We start from the raw sequence: 18,028 nt of genomic DNA on the forward strand, positions 1-18,028 counted from the left end.
AAATGAGGCAAATGCTTAACTGTTTTTAGATATGTTTACTTCCTTGTAAGTTTTTTCTATAAATTTCAAACACCTTATCTTTTTAAGTGAATATAACTTCCCTATAACAACATAGCATTTGAGAATAAGGAATATTTATTTATTTTAGCAGTCCTTTTTATTTGTGGTCATAAAATAAGACTAAAGGAACATTATTCTTACTTTTGCAGTTAACAAAAAGGAATTCCAATAAACACTATAATTAAACGAACAAATACGCAACGCAACACAATGGCGAATCAAAACAATAAACCTAAACACAATTACTTATATTATGGTACTAAAACTTCTGCAAGTGAAGTTCGACGTTTGCTAGAGCACTCTATTAAAATGAATGAAATTGCAGAGGAGAAGGGAAAGAAAAAATCTCCAATTTGTATTTGGGGGAAACACGGTATTGGAAAAACGCAATTGGTAGAGACTATTGCCCAAGAAAAAGGCTACAAATTTGCTTATATTGCTCCTGCTCAATTTGAGGAGATGGGAGACTTGGTTGGTATGCCTCGAATTGCGGAGGGTGTCACCTCTTTTGTTGCTCCTGACTGGGTTCCAACAGAAGAAGGTCCAGGAATTTTATTGATTGATGATGCCAACCGTGCCGATGATCGTATTTTACGTGGAATCATGCAATTGCTTCAAAACTATGAATTAATTAGTTGGAAACTACCTAAAAACTGGCAAATTATCTTAACAGCCAATCCAGACGGTGGGGACTACTCCGTTACGCCAATGGATGACGCTATGTTGACTCGTATGATGCATGTAACCATGGATTTTGATGTCAAAGAATGGGCAAAATGGGCGGAAGAAAATGATGTTGATCAACGTGGAATCAACTTTGTTTTGACCTACCCTGAAATGGTTACAGGAGAACGGACAACCCCTCGTACATTGGTGCAATTTTTTCAATCTATTGCCAGCATTGAGGACTTAACCAAAGAGCTAGGTCTGTTGCAAATGCTCGCCGATTCCTGTCTAGATTCTAATACAGTTGCTTCTTTTATGGCTTTTGTTAATAATAATTTGAGCAAGTTGGTAACTCCTGAGCAAATTGTCAATAGCAGCAATTTCAAAAAAGATGTCTTAGAACATCTAAAGGGAATTGTTATGAAAGGTACTTTAAGAGTAGATATTTTAGCCACATTGTGTACTCGTTTGGTCAATTACTTGGTTATTAATAACATCAAACCCAATAAAGAACAATTGGTAAATATAAAAGAATTCATAAAAATCGACTTCATTCCTAACGATATCCGCCTCTCGATGGCGCAAGATTTGGTGAGTGCGCAACACTTAAAACCAATTATGGCTGATCCTGAAATTGGAAAATTATTGCTGAAACGTATGTAGTTTTGCTGCGTTTTGCAACTTGTTTATAAGAAATTGGAGCCGTACAACTGTTGTTGTGTGGCTCTTTTTGTTTAGTTATTGTAATACTGTTTTCTAAAAATGACTTTGATTGGTCAACTATTATATATATATTGGTACATTCAATTCAATAAACCTTTGATACAATGACTTACAAAAGAGAACTTGTAGAGTTACAATCCTCTATCCATACCTTAATCAAAACAGGAACGAAGACTAAAAAGTTAGCAGATTTACAAGAATTATTACCTTTATTAAAAAAAGCCATTGAAACAGAAGATAAAGCTTTAGAAATAGAAACTAATGCACAAATCAATAGTGGTTATCAGACTCCATTAACAACAGAAGCAGTTATTGGTCCCAAGTATAAAGATATAAAGGAAATACAACAATTCTTGTATGAAGACAACATTCGAGATACCAACCCAATTCTAATTTTAAGTTTTAATAAGTTGATTGGTTTAACCATTGATTACTTACAAAACTTAGAAGGTATGTTAAAAGTAATTTCTACAAATTCTCATGACGTTGATCGAATTAGTGATAATATAAAGCAAGCTATTCTTGACTTATTTACTGGTAATGACGCCAACTCTTATGAATTAAACGAACACATACGAACAGTCCTCGGTAAAGTTATTGGTGACATATTTAGAGACGAAGGTTCTGTTTCTTTAACTAGCTTTTGTGATAAATTGGCATTTGAAATAAAAGATAAACTCATTAAAATATTTCAGACTACTACTAAAAAACAATTAAAAAAAGATTTTGGTAAAAAGTTCAGGAAACATAAGAAGAGTCCTTACCCTTCTATTAGCAAAATTCTTACTGCTATAGATTTATATGATATTCCTCATGATGTTCAAGGAGATTTGGATAAAGAAAGACGTATCAATAATCTAGCGACTTGGTATGGTCATTTTCGACAACAGTTAGATATCTTTGAACAAAACCATAATACAGACTTTCTAAATGATGCCTTACTTCAAGGAAAGCTCAAGGAATTTGGAAGTGTCTTGACAGACGAGGTTACTCCACCTTCTTGCAAACTCCATTTAGTTGATAATGTTTGTAGCAAACTAGGTGCAAAATCTATGGTAAAGGCTGTAGATTTAATCTCTATTATAAAAAATGAATTAAACGCTTTACGTCTAAAAATCAGGGCAAGTATTGAAGACGGGAGTTTCGAAGGAAACGATGAAGTAAATTATTTTTTGGGTATTAAAGCAGATGAATATTTTGATTGCATCAAAACTGCATTGAAAAAAAATCGCTTTGATGAATATAAAAAAATCATCATAGACTGGATTGACTCTATGGATGAGATATTACATGCTTTATCTATTCATGAAGAAAGAGGTAGATACAATTATCAATCAAAGCTTATTGCCCTCAATTTATCTCAATTATTCAAGGTTGAAGATGATTTAATTGACTTCTCTGGTTTTATCCAACCCATCCTAAAAGGTGTTAGAGCAAGTGGCTTTTCTATGGAATTATCAGAGATATATGCTTTATTTCCTCGAGCTGCTTATGATCCTATTTTAAAGAATCTTATCCATTGGCACAATACAGCCGTTGAAAATGGAACTTTTGATTCTAACTTGGCTACTTTAAGAATTGCCTTGCCTAATAAAAAGAAAGTTGCACATGCTATTTTGAGTGCTAAGATTGATTTGATTTTGAATCGAGAGGTGCAATTTTTGACTTTGGGGTGGGAGTTGGAATGGCGAGATAGGGATAATATGATGTCTGAGTTAGTAGATTTCGCAATTGATCTAATACAAATTCCAGCTTTAATCAGAAGGTTTGGAAATTTCCTAAGCCAAGAAGTGGACACTAATAATTTATCAGATTATATAGAGTGGTTCGAAATAAACTTAGGTGCCATTCCTGGTATTGGGGAAATTTCGTTCTCTATACCAGTTGTTAACTTTGCCCAAATGTTTATTGATACAATTCGAGCAACTATTGGAGATAACATCAATGATATATTGAACAGCATTGCAGATATTACAAATAATGCAATAGAAAATGCACGAAATATGCTGAGAGAATCTTTAAGAGGTATAGGTGGAGAAATTGAACCTTCAATAATCAACTTATCCATTCCTATCAAATTAGGGTTAGGTTCCACAGATAATGGGAAACCTTTTGCTTTTGGCTTTGTTGATCCAGCAGCTAGTGCAGATAATCTCTACTCTATTAACGATAGAAGTCCTTATGAATTTGAGTGCGTATCCATTTATAATTCTGTAGAGAGCGATGTTAGTAATTCTAAAGATAAAAAAGTCCAGTCTAAGTCAAAAATTAATTTCAGCTTTATAAACCCAGGAATTGGAATAAGCACAAGTATTAGTGCCTTATTTATGAGTGCAGGAGGAAGTATTATGATTGCAGAAAAGGAAATTTCCATAAATTTAGATTTAAATCTAACTTCTACTTTTAGTAATAATTCTGTGCAGTTTGCTCTAGACAGCATTCCTCTTTTTAACTCTATTAGAGAAGAGTTAATAAATAATGAGGGCGAATTACTTGAGATACCTGAGTATACAGAAGGTATTACATCTCTAGTTTTTAAAGCATTTAACAAATAAGAGCGATGTTAAGTAAATTTCTTAAACTCATAATTAAATATTATTTATACAGTTTTTTGCTATTAGCATTGCTGTTTTTAATTCGCTTTATCAATACAGACAAAGACAAAAATTCTGTTACCGATAATGCCCCAATTGCAGTAAAGGACTCTCTCATTACAGATAGTAGAAATGGTCACACTTATCGAACTCGACGTTTTGACAAGTTATGGTGGATGATTGATAATATTAATCTAGATTTAGAAGATAGTTTATATTACAAGGAAATTTATATTGGAAAAGGAAGCTATTGTTATAATAACAATATAAAAAATGCTAAGAAATATGGTCAATTATATGACTTGTCTTCTGCTGTAGAAGTTTGTCCTACAGGGTGGAGACTGCCAACTATTAAAGAATGGGAAGTTTTGAATGATAAATACGCTAATTGTGCTTGGGATAATAATTCTTCTACTGGAAATTATAGAGAAAGGTTGCCTCTTTTTGAACCTGTGGGAGGGGGAAAAGGGTACCTATATAGAGGTTTTCTCCCTCAAGAAAAAAATAAAGCAGAAGATCATTTGACATATTCTGGACAGAATAAATTTGCCTATTATTGGGCTCAAACAGAACGAAGTAAGCCTTATTTCTTTTCTATTAATATGCAAAGATGTGAAGCAAAACGAAGTTTATATCAGGGGGCATCTACAAGAAAAACTTTAGCCCAAGGAAAGTTCTACTCCTGCCGTTGCGTCAAAGAAGCAAATTAACTGAATAGAGTCATAACATTATTCCAGTTTAATTATCTGCCCAATCCCTCTCATTTATCTTAACTCTAAAAATTTAATACTCAAATAATTCCCACAAGCCTACTTCGTATTAAAGAATGATTTAGTTTTGAATCCATTACTTGATCAGATATTTCTATTAAGGGCTTAAGCAATAAAATCAATCAGGATTCTGTATTTTTGAGTTCTTCATTCTAGACAAAATTCTTTGATATGCCTTACAATAAAATCACTCCCAAAACCCTACAACAACTAAAAAACATCGTAGGAGCATCCCACCTATACACCAGCCACGACCAAAGAATCGCCTACGGAAAAGATAAAACAGAAGATTTACTCTTCTTACCAGAAGTAATTGTATTGCCTAAAAATACCGCTGAAATTAGTCAAATCATGCAGCTTTGCCATCGAGAAAACATCCCTGTTACTCCTAGAGGTGCAGGCACTGGTTTAGCAGGGGGCGCTCTGCCTGTTTGTGGTGGTATTGTCCTCTCTGTTGAACGACTAAATCAAATTATAGAATTGGACGAAGAAAATTTGCAAATTACAACAGAGCCAGCAGTCATTACAGAAGTATTACAAAATGAAGTACAGTCCAAAGGACTTTATTATCCGCCTGATCCTGCCAGTAGAGGAAGTTCGTTTATTGGCGGTAATGTCGCCACGAATGCAGGAGGACCAAGAGCTGTCAAATATGGCGTTGTCAAAGATTATGTCTTAAATTTAGAAGTCGTCCTAGCAGATGGCTCTATAATCTGGACGGGAGCTAATACGCTTAAAAATTCGACAGGCTACAACTTAACTCAATTAATGGTTGGAAGTGAAGGAACATTAGGTATCATCACCAAGATTGTCTTAAAACTTATTCCTGCCCCTCAGCATAGTTTACTTTTGTTGGTTTCTTTCAAGTCGGCAGTTAAAGCCTGTGCCGCTGTGGCAGCTATTTTTAAGGCAGGTATTATTCCTTCTTGCATGGAATTCATGGAGCGGCAAGCTATTGATGTTGCTCAAAATTATTTGCAAGATACTACCTTACCAATCAGAGCAACAACAGAAGCACAATTAATTATCGAAGTAGACGGTAATCACATAGATACATTGTACAATGATTGTGAAAAAATAAACTCAGTGTTAGACTCTTTTGACTGCGATGAAGTACTGTTTGCAGACGACGAGCATACTAAAAATAGTTTATGGAAATTAAGACGAAACCTAAACTATGCCATCAAAAACTACTCTGCTGTAAAAAAAGCAGATACGGTTGTTCCTCGTGCTTCCTTGCCGCAATTATTAAAAGGCATTCATAGCATCAGCAAAAAACATGGTATTCAAGCTGTCAACTACGGTCATGCAGGAGACGGTAATCTACATGTTACCTTGCTTAAAGAGCACTTAACAGACGAATATTGGAACCGTGAAATGCCCTTAGCTATGTTGGCTATTTTCCAATTGGTGGCTAGCCTCAAAGGAACTATTTCGGGCGAGCATGGCATCGGATGGATTCAAAAAGAATATTTAAAATTAGTCTTCTCTCCTATTGAAATACAACTAATGCAAGCAATTAAAAGCAGTTTTGATCCTAAAAATATTCTTAATCCAAGCAAAATTTTCCCTTAATTTCATCATGAATTAAGCAACTAATCTACAATTTTATCGTTATAAGTAATGTCCCCAACCAACCTTCCAAATTTTCGTCATGAAAAGGACATTTATTTTTTCCTTAATTTTATTTTTACTATTTACCCTAAATCAAATTTCTCGTGCATCACATATTGTTGGTGGAGACATAAGTTACGAATGTTTGGGACCTAGTCCCACCACAGGAATAATGCAGTATCGCATTACCATGCACGTGTATAGAGATCGTATCAATGGTCGAGCTCCTTTTGATAACCCTGCTTATGTAGGCATCTATGCTGGACTAAATACTAGTTCTGTAGATACGGTTCTTGCCTTAGGAAACCCTGATACAACGGATATTCCTATTGTATTTTCCAATCCTTGTTTGATAGTTCCCCCCAACGTGGGAGTAGTAGAAGCCGTTTATCAAGGCATTGTAGAACTACCTTTTAATCCTGACGGGTATACGATATCTTATCAACGCTGTTGCCGCAATTATACAGTTAGCAATTTAGCTTCCCCAAGAAGTACTGGAGCAACTTATACTATTTCATTAAGTGCCGAAGCTCAACAACAATGCAATAGTAGTCCAACCTTCAATGAATTTCCTCCTATTGTTATTTGTGCCAATAGGGATTTAGAGTTTGATCATTCAGCAACAGATGTGGATGGAAATACCTTAGTATATGAACTATGCTCTCCCTATAGTGGAGGTGGAAGCTCTAGTTCTGGTGGAAATGGTTTTAACTCCGCCGCCCCCAATCCACCTGCACCACCACCTTATAATCCTGTTGTTTTTCATTCTGGCTATTCAGCAACCAACCCAATGAATGCGAATCCCACCCTGCAAATTGATCCCAATACAGGCTTGTTAACAGGCTTTCCAACTAGTATTGGGCAATATGTAGTTGGCGTTTGCGTAAAAGAATACGATGCACAAGGCAATTTGCTTAGTCAAACCTTAAGAGATTTTCAATTTAATGTTACCATTTGTGATGATCAAGTAGATGCAAAGGTACGTGCGGATTCTGTCAACTTTGCTACCGATCAGTATTATGTTAACTTTTGTGGGGATAGTATTATTACCTTTGATAATACGAGTACCATTCAATCTTTTATCAACAGTTATGAATGGCGCATCGACCTAGGAAATGGTACTTTTTTTATAGATAGTATTTTTGAACCAACTGTGACCTTTCCTGGCAATGGTACTTATCAAGGTTGGTTGATTGCTAATCCAGGCTCTGTTGGATGTACCGATACCGCTTTATTAACGATTACAATTAGTTTAGATGTTTTAGCCAATTTTTCGGTCACCTATGATTCTTGTGAAATTGGACTGTCCTATTTTACGAATAAAACGGTTTTCAATCCCAATACTCCTATCCAAAGTTATGTCTGGAACTTTGGAGACGGCAACACCTCTTTTAACAAAGACCCTAATCATCAATATGTTTATCCAGATACTGGCGTCCATAATGTTACACTAACAGCAACAGACATTGCTGGCTGTGTTTCCAAAAAGACACGCCCCTTCGATTGGACACCTAAACCAATTTTTCCTTTTGAATTGCCGAATGATACTGCTTGCATTAACTTTTTGGCAGGTAATATTCCCTCTATCTATTATCCAATTTCCGATTACACATTCCGATGGAACTTTGGAGATGGAACAACATCAGACGAATTTACCACACAACACAATTATACTCAATCAGGTATTTATTCTAGATCCTTAATAATTACCTCGCCCAAAGGATGTACAGAACAATTTAATAGTACAGTGGTAGCATTGGATACTCCACGAGCTAATTTTTCCTATCTTCCAACACAACCTACTTCTCTTCATCCCATTGTCGAATTTAAGGACGAATCAGAACTAGCTAATCTATGGGAATGGCATTTTGGAAATGGCGTTTCCAAAGTCAGTTCTTTTGAAAGTGATATAACCTATCATTATCCTGACACAGGAAAACATCTTGTTTCTTTAATTGTAACCCATGTCAATGGCTGTACAGATACCGCTAAAAAGGAGATCGATATTATCCCTGAAGTTACTTATTTCCTTCCCAACGCTTTAACCCCTAACGATGATGGTAAAAACGATGTTTATAAAGGTAAAGGCTATACTCAATACATAAAAAACTTTGAGATGGGCATCTACAATCGTTGGGGAGAACGCATCTTTGCTACACAAGACCCCACGGAAGCGTGGAATGGTAGAAAGAATAATATTGGTTCAAAATGCCAAGCTGGTGTGTATGTTGTTATTGTTCGAATCGTTGGTCCCAGAGGACAACCTCAAGAGATCAAAGGTTATGCGACTATTGTTTATTAATGCACTCCTAGGTATACTACCTGTTAGCCAAAGCATTTCATATTACTTTGTGGATTTTGTAATTTTAACTTCAGAATCCACAAAGTGTTTATTTTGAGTCAGATTATTCACAGTTAACTAGTTCTTCTTTAGCAACTCTATCTACTTTTACGGTCGTAAAATCACTACTTGCTCTATAGTCGAGCTTGCCGCTATGCTAATACTCGTACTAGCTGGGTTCGGGTAGATTAAAACGTCTTCTTTGCTTTCTATCCTTGCTATACTCGTCAAGGTATCGCAGGCGGAGCCTGATAATTTGGGCGTTCTGTAGTGGGGCATATTGGGTAGGAAGTGCCCTTGCACAAAGAATACATCTAAGCCTCTTTGAACGACATTACAACCTATCCCTCCCACATCTGGATCATTGATGATATGCATATAAGGCGTATTGTCTATATGACTGTAGATTTTGCCATCGGGTGCAGTTTGTATATATCCAAATTGTGTAGGGTTCACTCCATACATATAGTTATCAAAGATAGCTACCGTATCTTTTGAAGCAGCTATATTGGATGCCCATAAATCAAATTGATATAGATAAATCCAAGAAGATACATATAAGTAACGATTATTGGGAGATACTGCTACACCTGATGAAATGAAGCTAAATGCAATATTATCAATAGAATCTATGACAGGGATATGCAAATAGTTGGAAAAATAACCTGAACAACGATCAAAATCGTAAATATCTAAATCATGCTTATAATCATATCGAATGTATTGATTTCCTTGATGACTAAAAGTAGCTTGACCTGCACCTTCACTACCTAGATTTTTAGTTACTCCTAAATATTGTCTATGATGATAAGTAATGGTATTTCCTGCAATCAAAAATATATGATAGCCATTACTCAAACTCATGGGTTGGATTAGCCACCAATCTCTATCATTACCATGTTTAACTACTTCCAATTGCCCACTACAAATCGAATCATTTTCTAGTAAAATTTGATTCTTTGTTTCCACCTTCCCTAATCCTCCATTGGCATTCATATCAACTAGGGTATAATACAGCTTTTCTGCAAATCCTGCTAAAGCACTTGTATTACTAGTAGCTTGATGAAAAATATAGTATTTATTACTTTGCATAGGATGAGGTATAGCAATCATACCTTCATTAATAGGGTAACCAATATTTCTAAAGTTATCCGCTACCTACCCAGGATTGAGACTATCCCCATTTTGCATTAATTGATGTTGGGCATTGTGTATTTTTATTCCATTAGAATAGAAAATTAAATTGCCTAGACTATCAGATACAGAAATAGCTGCTCTATCTATTTCCATAGAACGAGAAACGCTGTCTATCAACAGAGGATTATCAAAAATAATGTGAGTTGACTTTGTTCCACCGCCACCAACTAGCCAATTCTTATCATATTGTTGGACATAAGAATTAAAGCAAACTATACAACCAAAGAGTATAAAAACGTACTTCATTATTATAAAATTAAAAAGCCCAAAAAGAATATCCTCTTTGGGCTTGATTTATTAAAATTATTTTACCACTACAAAAGACTTTGTAATCTTGTAAGCACCACTTTGTAAACGAATGTTATAAATACCATCCAATAATAAACTTAGATCTATCTCTATTGTATTGATATCTTCGTTAATAAAAATAGTTTTTACTCTCTGTCCTAAAGCATTATAGACTTCTATTTGTATCTCATCTTCTAGAACTAGATTACTTTCTAAGGTAATGGTATTGTTTGTTGGATTGGGATATAAGATTAAATCTCATACTTCTGTTTCGCTCTCAGCAGTATTATTATCCTTCTCAGTATTTCTATTTTCTTCTCCATTCGATCTTCCATTATTGCTAATACAATTAAAATTCAATAAATCGGTATCCTCAACCATAGAGAGCATCCCTCTAGCTTGATGTACAGCTGCACCTCCTTCTTGCGAACAATGTGCAGCTATTTGTCGTAAAGAAACCAATTCACTACTATTAAATTCTAAGATTCCTTTTGCCAGTGTGTTTAGATATATGTCATTCACTTCTTGTTCCTTTTACGGTCGTAAAACCACCACCTTCTCGGTCAATAATCGACCATTCTCCAAACCGACCGAAACAACATACGTTCCATTGCTCAACTCCTTTATATCCAAGACTACCTCCGATTCTTTCCCTACCAAAGAACACAATACCTCCCGACCCAAAGCATCATAAATCACTACTTGCTCTATAGTCGAGCTTGCCGCTATGCTAATACTCGTACTTGCTGGGTTTGGGTAGATTAAAACGTCTTCTTTGCTTTCTATCGTTGCTAGACTCGTCAAGGTATCACAGGCAGAGCCTGATAATATTGGGGTTCTGTAGTGGGGCATATTGGGCAGGAAATGCCCATGTACAAAAAACACATCTAAACCTCGCTGTACGACATTACAGCTTATACCTCTAACATCTGGATTATCAATAATGTGCATATAAGGTGTATTATTTACATGGCTATAAATCTTCCCATCAGGAGCCGATTGTATATAACCAAATAACACAGGATGTACCCCATACATATAGTTATCAAAGATAGCTACCGTATCTTTTGAAGCAGCTATATTCGATGCCCATAAATCAAATTGATATAGATAAATCCAAGATGATACATATAAGTAACGATCATTGGGAGAAGCAGCTACACCCGTTGAAACAGCACTAAATGCTAAATTATCTACAGAATCAACAATAGGTATGTGCAAATAGTTAGAAAAATACCCCGAGCATCTATCAAAATCATAAATATCTAAATCACTCCTATGATCATACCTAAAATATTGATTCCCTTGGTGATTAAAAGTAGCTTGTCCTGCCATTTCATTTCCCCAAAGTTTAACGTTTCCTAAATATTGTTTGTGATGGTAAGAAATCGTATTTCCTGCAATTAAAAAAACATGATAACCATTGCTAAAACCCATGGGTTGTATCAACCACCAATCTCGACCATTTCCATGCTTTACCACTTCCAATTGTCCTGGACAGATTGAGTCATTTTCTAATAAAACTTGATTCTTTGTTTCGACTCTTCCTAAACCTCCATTGGCATTCATATCCACTAGAGTATAGTATAGTTTATCTGCAAAGCCTGCTAGAGCACTTGCATTTGTGCTAGCTTGATGAAAAGCGTAATATTTGTTGGTCTGAACAGGATGTGGAATTGCAATCATTCCTTCATTAATAGGATAACCAGACTGTCTAAAATTATCTGCTATTTGCCCTGGATTTAAACTATCTCCATTTTGCATCAACTGATATTGTGCATTGTGTATTTTTATTCCATTAGAGTAAAAAATTAAATTCCCTAAGCTATCAGATACAGAAATAGCTGCTCTGTCTATTTCCATAGAGCGAAAAATACTGTCTACAACAAGGTTATTGTTAAATGTAATTTGGGTTGATTTTGTAGTATACTGTCCTGCTCCAACTAGCCAATTATTATCATGTTGCTGTGCAAAAGAATTAAAATAAACTATAGAACCGAAAAGTATAAAGATGTATCTCATTGTTATTAAATTAAAAAGCCCAAAGAGATAATTCTCTTTGGGCTTGATTCGTTAAGATTATTTTATCAATACAAAAGATTTTGTAATCTTGTAAGCGCCACTTTGTAGGCGAATATTATAAATACCATCCAATAGTGAACTAACATTTAGGTCTATTGTGTTAGTATTTTCATTGATAGAAATAGCTTTCACTTTCTGACCTAAAGCATTGTAAACTTCAATTTGTATCTCATCTTCTAGAACTAAGTTACTTTCTAAAGTTATTATACTATTTGTGGGATTTGGATATAAGATTATATCCCATCTTTTTGCATTAGCAGTTTCCTCTGATTTATTTTCTTCTTCTGTTATAGAAGAACGACTATTATTAGCAACACAATCAAAATTCAATAGCTTCACATCTTCTACCATAGACAACATGCCTCTTGCTTGATGTACGGCTGCACCTCCTTCTTGTGGGCAGTGTGCTGCTATTTGTCTTAAAGAAATCAGTTCACTGTTACTGAATTCTAAGATTCCTTTTGCCAATGTGTTTAAGTAAATATCATTCACTTCTTGTTCCTTTTACGGTCGTAAAACCACCACCTTCTCGGTTAATAATTGACCATTCTCCAAACCAACCGAAACAACATACGTTCCATTGCTCAACCCCTTTATATCCAAGACTACCTCCGATTCTTTTCCTACCAAAGAACACAATACCTCCCGACCCAAAGCATCATAAACCACTACTTGCTCTATAGTGGAGCTTGCCGCTATGCTAATACTCGTACTTGCTGGGTTTGGGTAGATTAAAACGTCTTCTTTGCTTTCTATCGTTGCTACACTCGTCAAGGTGTCACAGGCGGAGCCTGATAAAGCAGGCATACGATAATGTGGCATGTTGGGCAGGAAATGCCCATGTACAAAAAACACATCTAAACCTCGCTGTACGACATTACAGCTTATACCTCCAACATCTGGATTATCAATAATGTGCATATAAGGTGTATTATTTACATGGCTATAAATCTTCCCATCAGGAGCCGATTGTATATAACCAAATAACACAGGGTGTACCCCATACATATAGTTATCAAAAATAGCAACAGTATCCTTTGATGCAGCTATATTAGATACCCATAAATCAAATTGATACATGTAAATCCAAGAAGAAACATATAAATATCTGTCGTTTGAAGAGACTGCTACACCTGTTGAAATAGCACTAAACAATAAATTATCAACCGAATCTATAATAGGTATATGCAAATAATTGGACAAATAACCTGAACACCTGTCAAAATCGTAAATGTCTAAATCGTTCTTATCATCATACCTGAAATATTGGTCTCCTTGATGATTAAAAGTCGCTTGCCCTGCCATTTCATTTCCCCAAAGCTTAACATTTCCTAAATATTGTTTGTGATGATAAGAAATAGTATTTTCTGCAATTAAGAAAATATGATAGCCATTATTGAAACCCATGGGTTGTATCAACCACCAATCTCTACCGTTACCATGCTTTACTACTTCCAATTGACCTGGACAGATTGAGTCATTTTCCAGCAAAATTTGATTCTTTGTTTCCACTTTTCCTAAACCTCCATTGGCATTCATATCCACTAGGGTGTAATACAACTTTTCTGCAAAACCTGCTAGAGCACTTGTGTTACTAGTAGCTTGATGAAAAATATAGTATTTGTTGGCTTGAACAGGATGAGGGATAGCTATTATTCCTTCATTAATAGGATAGCCAAATTGTCTAAAATTATCTGCAACTTGACCAGGATTGAGACTATCTCCATTTTGCATCAATTGATATTGTGCATTGTGTATTTTTATTCCATTAGAATAGAAAATTAAATTGCCTAGACTATCAGATACAGAAATAGCTGCTCTATCTATTTCCATAGAACGAGAAACGCTGTCTATCAACAGAGGATTATCAAAAATAATTTGTGTTGACTTTGTTGCAAACTGTCCTGATCCAACTAGCCAATTGTTATCATATAGCTGCGCAGAGCCATTGAAAGAATAAATAAAACTAAAGAGTATAAAAAAGTATCTCATTATTATAAAAGTTAAAAAACCTAAAGAAAAATAATCTCTTTAGGCTCAATATATTATTTTTATTATTTAACTACTACAAAGGATTTCGTTACCTTATAAATACCACTCTGCAAACGTATATTATAAATCCCATCTAAGAATGAATTAACGTTAATATCTATGGTATTAATATCTTCATTGATGGACATTTCTTTTACTTTCTGCCCTAAAGCATTGTAGATTTCTATTTGAATTTCATCTTTTAGAACTAGATTACTTTCTAGAGTGATTACATTGCTTGTTGGGTTTGGGTATAAGATTAAATCCCATACTTCTGCATTAGCAGTTTCATCTGATGTATCCTCTATAGAAGAACGTCCATTATTAGGAGTACAATCAAAATTCAATAAGTTAACATCTTCTACCATAGAGAGCATTCCTCTTGCTTGATGAACGGCTGCACCACCTTCTTGAGGACAATGAGCTGCTATTTGTCGCAAAGCCACAAGCTCACTAGCATTAAATTCTAAGATGCCTTTTGCTAGTGTATTTAGGTAAAAATCATTCACTTCTTTTTCTAAGACTTCATGTAGAACTGTTGTGTTAAAAGAGTTGTTATTTGCACAAATAGGTGTTAAGATTACTTGTCGTTGTGTCTCTATATTATCTAACAAAATTTGTTGTTGCTGCATAGCTCTACTTAAACTATTAGCTACAGAATTTCTAGCTATAGCTGTCAAAGTATTAAAATTATCAGCTAAAATAGAATCTAAATGATGCAAAGAATCTAAATAAATCAAACAAGTATTTTTACAACTATCCAATAACACAGAATTCAATGTACTCACCATAAATGCTTGTTCACATTGTGTGGCAATATTATCAAAATGCCCAATACAGGTATTCTGATGACTAGCTACAAAATTTTGAATGTGAGGATTTTGACTGTTATTTACTAAACTAGGATTATTCACTAACTTTCTAAACAAAGCTCTTTTTGCATTGTACTTGGTTACTAAAGGAATATTTCCTGAGTTATTTCTTGCTAAAGCATTATCTAGTCCTGTAACCCTAGGGTTATTTGTGCTGTTATTTCTACTATTTGTTGTATTAGACTGAGCAGAAGAACGAGAGTTTCCACAGAAGTTAAAAGGTTCTACACAATCAAAGTTTGGTGAATTAGGTTGGTCTATAAACCATCCACCCAATCCATTATAGTTATGAGGTCTAAAATCAGGATTAGGGTTAGAATTAATGTCAAACCTTGAAAGTTGTTGTATTGGTACACTTCCTTGGTGAAAGGCATCCAAATTAGCAGCATGCGTCCAAGTATTTCCAGTGTACTGTTGTACATCAATAATAGCGCCACCATCCAACAACAATCCAGTATTATGTCGATCAAAGCCATTGCCTCTAAAAGTAACCGTATTATTAAAGCCTTCAAAAAAGACCCCAACATTCGTTAGAGTGACATTATTACATTGATAAGTACTAACGCCACCTAGCGCACCACCAGCAGCCACAATACCATAAGTATTGGTTGCGCCTAAGGTTTGCCCATCCCCACTAATCGTATTACATTCAATCTGTAATCGACTATTCATGCTTGATATTCCTGCTCGTTCTGGGCTATTGCCCTCCATCGTAATCCGATTACTTTGAATAAGCCCCGAAAATTTAGGATCATTGCTGTTTTCATGGTTAAGAACAGCAATACCATTTTCTGCTTGATTTGCCTTTAAGTTATTGTTCGAAATCACTAAAGACGAAGCATCTCCCGTTGGGTTATCATTTATCAAGATGCAAGCCCCCTCCCCTGGTACTGTATTCATCTCAATCGTATTGTTATCAATCCAAATATCACTCGGAATACGAGGATCAAAGGCAGCAACTCCCAAACGTTCCATATCGGAGAACGTATTGTTTTGAACGTGTACAATTGTATTAAACAGTCGCATAGAACGAACCCCCATGTCTTCTATATTGGTCATTTGATTGCGATAAATACGCATTCCAGAACTGATCCCTGAAATGCCAATAAAACAATTTTCAAAAGAGCAATCCTCTATCTTTGTTTCCTTAAAATCGATTAATAAAGGCGATTGCACATGCACCCCACAGCCTTGATAAGCTAAATTAGTTGGATAAAGTGCCGTTTGGGTCATTGTATTAAAATTACAAGAATTTGTTGAGAAATTCTTTTTTACTCTCGAAGCACCACCACCTTCTCGGTCAATAATCGACCATTCTCCAAACCGACCGAAACAACATACGTTCCATTGCTCAACTCCTTTATATCCAAGACTACCTCCAATTCTTTCCCTACCAAAGAACACAACACCTCCCGACCCAAAGCATCATAAACCACTACTTGCTCTATAGTGGAGCTTGCCGCTATGCTAATACTCGTACTTGCTGGGTTTGGGTAGATTAAAACGTCTTCTTTGTTTTCTATTGTTGCTATACTCGTCAAGGTATCGCAGGCGGAGCCTGATAATTTGGGTGTTCTGTAGTGAGGCATATTGGGTAGGAAGTGCCCTTGCTCAAAAAATACATCTAAGCCTCGTTGTACTACATTACAACCTATCCCTCCTATATTAGGATTATTGATGACATGCATATAAGATACATTGTCACTATGACTATAAATCTTCCCATCTGGTGCAGATTGTATGTAACCAAAAAAGGTAGGTTTCGTTCCAGACAAAACATTATCGTAAACTGCTACGGTATCTTTTGAGGCAGCTATGTTGGATGCCCATAAGTCAAATTGATACAGATATATCCAAGAAGAGACATATAAATATCGGTCATTTGGAGATATTGCTGCACCTGTTGAAACGTTGCTAAATGCCGCATTATCGATAGAATCAATAATAGGAATGTGCAAATAATTCGATAGATAACCTGAACACCTATCAAAATCATAAATGTCTAAATCATTTTTATAGTCATATCGAATGTATTTATCTCCTTGATGACTAAAAGTAGCTTGTCCTAAAACTTCATTCCCTAGGGTTTTAGTTGTGCCTAAGTACTGTTTATGATGGTAAGAAATAGTATTTCCTGCAATCAAAAATACATGATACCCATTCGAGCCACTCATCGGCTGTATCAACCACCAATCTCGACCATTACCGTGTTTGACCACCTCTAATTGCCCCCCACAAATCGAATCGTTTTCTAACATAATTTGATTTTTCACCTCAACCTTTCCTAAGCCCCCATTCGCATTCATATCAACTAAAGTGTAATACAGTTTATCTGTAAAACCTGCTAGAGCACTTGCATTCGAAATTGCTTGATGAAAAGCATAGTATTTATTTGTGTGGATAGGATGAGGTATTGATATCATTCCTTCATTGATTGTGTATCCCGCCGCCCTATTACTATTTGCTATCTGCCCTAGGTTTAAACTGTCTCCATTTTGCATTAGTTGATGCTGGGCATTGTGTATTTTAATTCCATTCGAATAAAAAATTAGATTCCCTAAACTATCTGACATAGAAATAGCCGTTCTATTCATAGGTAGGTTTCTATTAACACTATCAACTAAGATTATATTATTAAATGTCATTTTAGTGCTCTTAGTACCCCCAAAACCTCCTCCGACTAACCAATTATTATCATATTGTTGTGAAAAGCAATTTAAAGAATAGACAAAACTGAAGAGTATAAAAAAGTATTTCATTGTTATAATATTAGAAAGTCTATAGAGATTA

14 protein-coding genes are annotated in these 18,028 nt (G+C 35.3%); 5 read left to right on the plus strand and 9 right to left on the minus strand.

Annotated features, from left to right (window positions below):
* The first annotated feature begins 270 nt into the window (after positions 1 to 270).
* From QP953_RS23120 to QP953_RS23140, 5 genes are all read left to right on the plus strand, one after another.
* Complete coding sequence (locus QP953_RS23120; RefSeq protein WP_052595212.1) at positions 271 to 1,389, plus strand: AAA family ATPase; 1,119 nt, start codon at positions 271 to 273, stop codon at positions 1,387 to 1,389.
* Positions 1,390 to 1,553: 164 nt separating this feature from the next.
* Complete coding sequence (locus tag QP953_RS23125) at positions 1,554 to 4,004, plus strand: hypothetical protein (RefSeq protein WP_309553093.1); 2,451 nt, start codon at positions 1,554 to 1,556, stop codon at positions 4,002 to 4,004.
* 5 nt (positions 4,005 to 4,009) lie between these two features.
* Positions 4,010 to 4,753, plus strand: a complete 744-nt coding sequence (locus tag QP953_RS23130) for an FISUMP domain-containing protein (RefSeq protein ID WP_309553094.1) — start codon at positions 4,010 to 4,012, stop codon at positions 4,751 to 4,753.
* A gap of 231 nt (positions 4,754 to 4,984) precedes the next feature.
* Positions 4,985 to 6,388, plus strand: a complete 1,404-nt coding sequence (locus QP953_RS23135) for an FAD-linked oxidase C-terminal domain-containing protein (RefSeq protein ID WP_309553095.1) — start codon at positions 4,985 to 4,987, stop codon at positions 6,386 to 6,388.
* Between the two features lie 79 nt (positions 6,389 to 6,467).
* On the plus strand, positions 6,468 to 8,729 hold the full coding sequence (locus tag QP953_RS23140; RefSeq protein WP_309553096.1) for a PKD domain-containing protein: 2,262 nt from the start codon (positions 6,468 to 6,470) through the stop codon (positions 8,727 to 8,729).
* A gap of 147 nt (positions 8,730 to 8,876) precedes the next feature.
* Here QP953_RS23140 and QP953_RS23145 read toward each other — a convergent pair whose 3' ends face one another.
* The 9 genes from QP953_RS23145 to QP953_RS23180 all read right to left on the minus strand — a co-directional run bounded on the left by QP953_RS23145 (position 8,877) and on the right by QP953_RS23180 (position 17,997).
* A complete protein-coding gene (locus tag QP953_RS23145) occupies positions 8,877 to 9,860 on the minus strand; it encodes a hypothetical protein (RefSeq protein ID WP_309553097.1) in 984 nt (327 codons plus the stop codon).
* 66 nt (positions 9,861 to 9,926) lie between these two features.
* On the minus strand, positions 9,927 to 10,211 hold the full coding sequence (locus QP953_RS23150; protein WP_309553098.1) for a hypothetical protein: 285 nt from the start codon (positions 10,209 to 10,211) through the stop codon (positions 9,927 to 9,929).
* 57 nt (positions 10,212 to 10,268) lie between these two features.
* Positions 10,269 to 10,505, minus strand: a complete 237-nt coding sequence (locus QP953_RS28645; RefSeq protein WP_408913549.1) for a T9SS type A sorting domain-containing protein — start codon at positions 10,503 to 10,505, stop codon at positions 10,269 to 10,271.
* A gap of 6 nt (positions 10,506 to 10,511) precedes the next feature.
* A complete protein-coding gene (locus QP953_RS23155; RefSeq protein WP_309553099.1) occupies positions 10,512 to 10,775 on the minus strand; it encodes a hypothetical protein in 264 nt (87 codons plus the stop codon).
* 12 nt (positions 10,776 to 10,787) lie between these two features.
* Entirely contained in the window at positions 10,788 to 12,275 is a 1,488-nt protein-coding gene (locus tag QP953_RS23160) for a T9SS type A sorting domain-containing protein (protein ID WP_309553100.1), read from the minus strand.
* Between the two features lie 57 nt (positions 12,276 to 12,332).
* Positions 12,333 to 12,827: a T9SS type A sorting domain-containing protein gene (locus QP953_RS23165; RefSeq protein ID WP_309553101.1), complete on the minus strand. Its 495-nt coding sequence runs from the start codon at positions 12,825 to 12,827 to the stop codon at positions 12,333 to 12,335.
* A 12-nt stretch (positions 12,828 to 12,839) separates the two neighbouring features.
* A complete protein-coding gene (locus QP953_RS23170) occupies positions 12,840 to 14,327 on the minus strand; it encodes a T9SS type A sorting domain-containing protein (protein ID WP_309553102.1) in 1,488 nt (495 codons plus the stop codon).
* Positions 14,328 to 14,389: 62 nt separating this feature from the next.
* Positions 14,390 to 16,471 carry a T9SS type A sorting domain-containing protein gene (locus tag QP953_RS23175; protein ID WP_309555558.1) on the minus strand — a complete coding sequence of 694 codons (2,082 nt, stop codon included), beginning with the start codon at positions 16,469 to 16,471 and terminating at the stop codon, positions 14,390 to 14,392.
* Positions 16,472 to 16,509: 38 nt separating this feature from the next.
* Complete coding sequence (locus QP953_RS23180; protein WP_309553103.1) at positions 16,510 to 17,997, minus strand: T9SS type A sorting domain-containing protein; 1,488 nt, start codon at positions 17,995 to 17,997, stop codon at positions 16,510 to 16,512.
* Positions 17,998 to 18,028 lie beyond the last annotated feature (31 nt).

The organism is Aureispira sp. CCB-E (assembly GCF_031326345.1).
Lineage (GTDB): Bacteria > Bacteroidota > Bacteroidia > Chitinophagales > Saprospiraceae > Aureispira.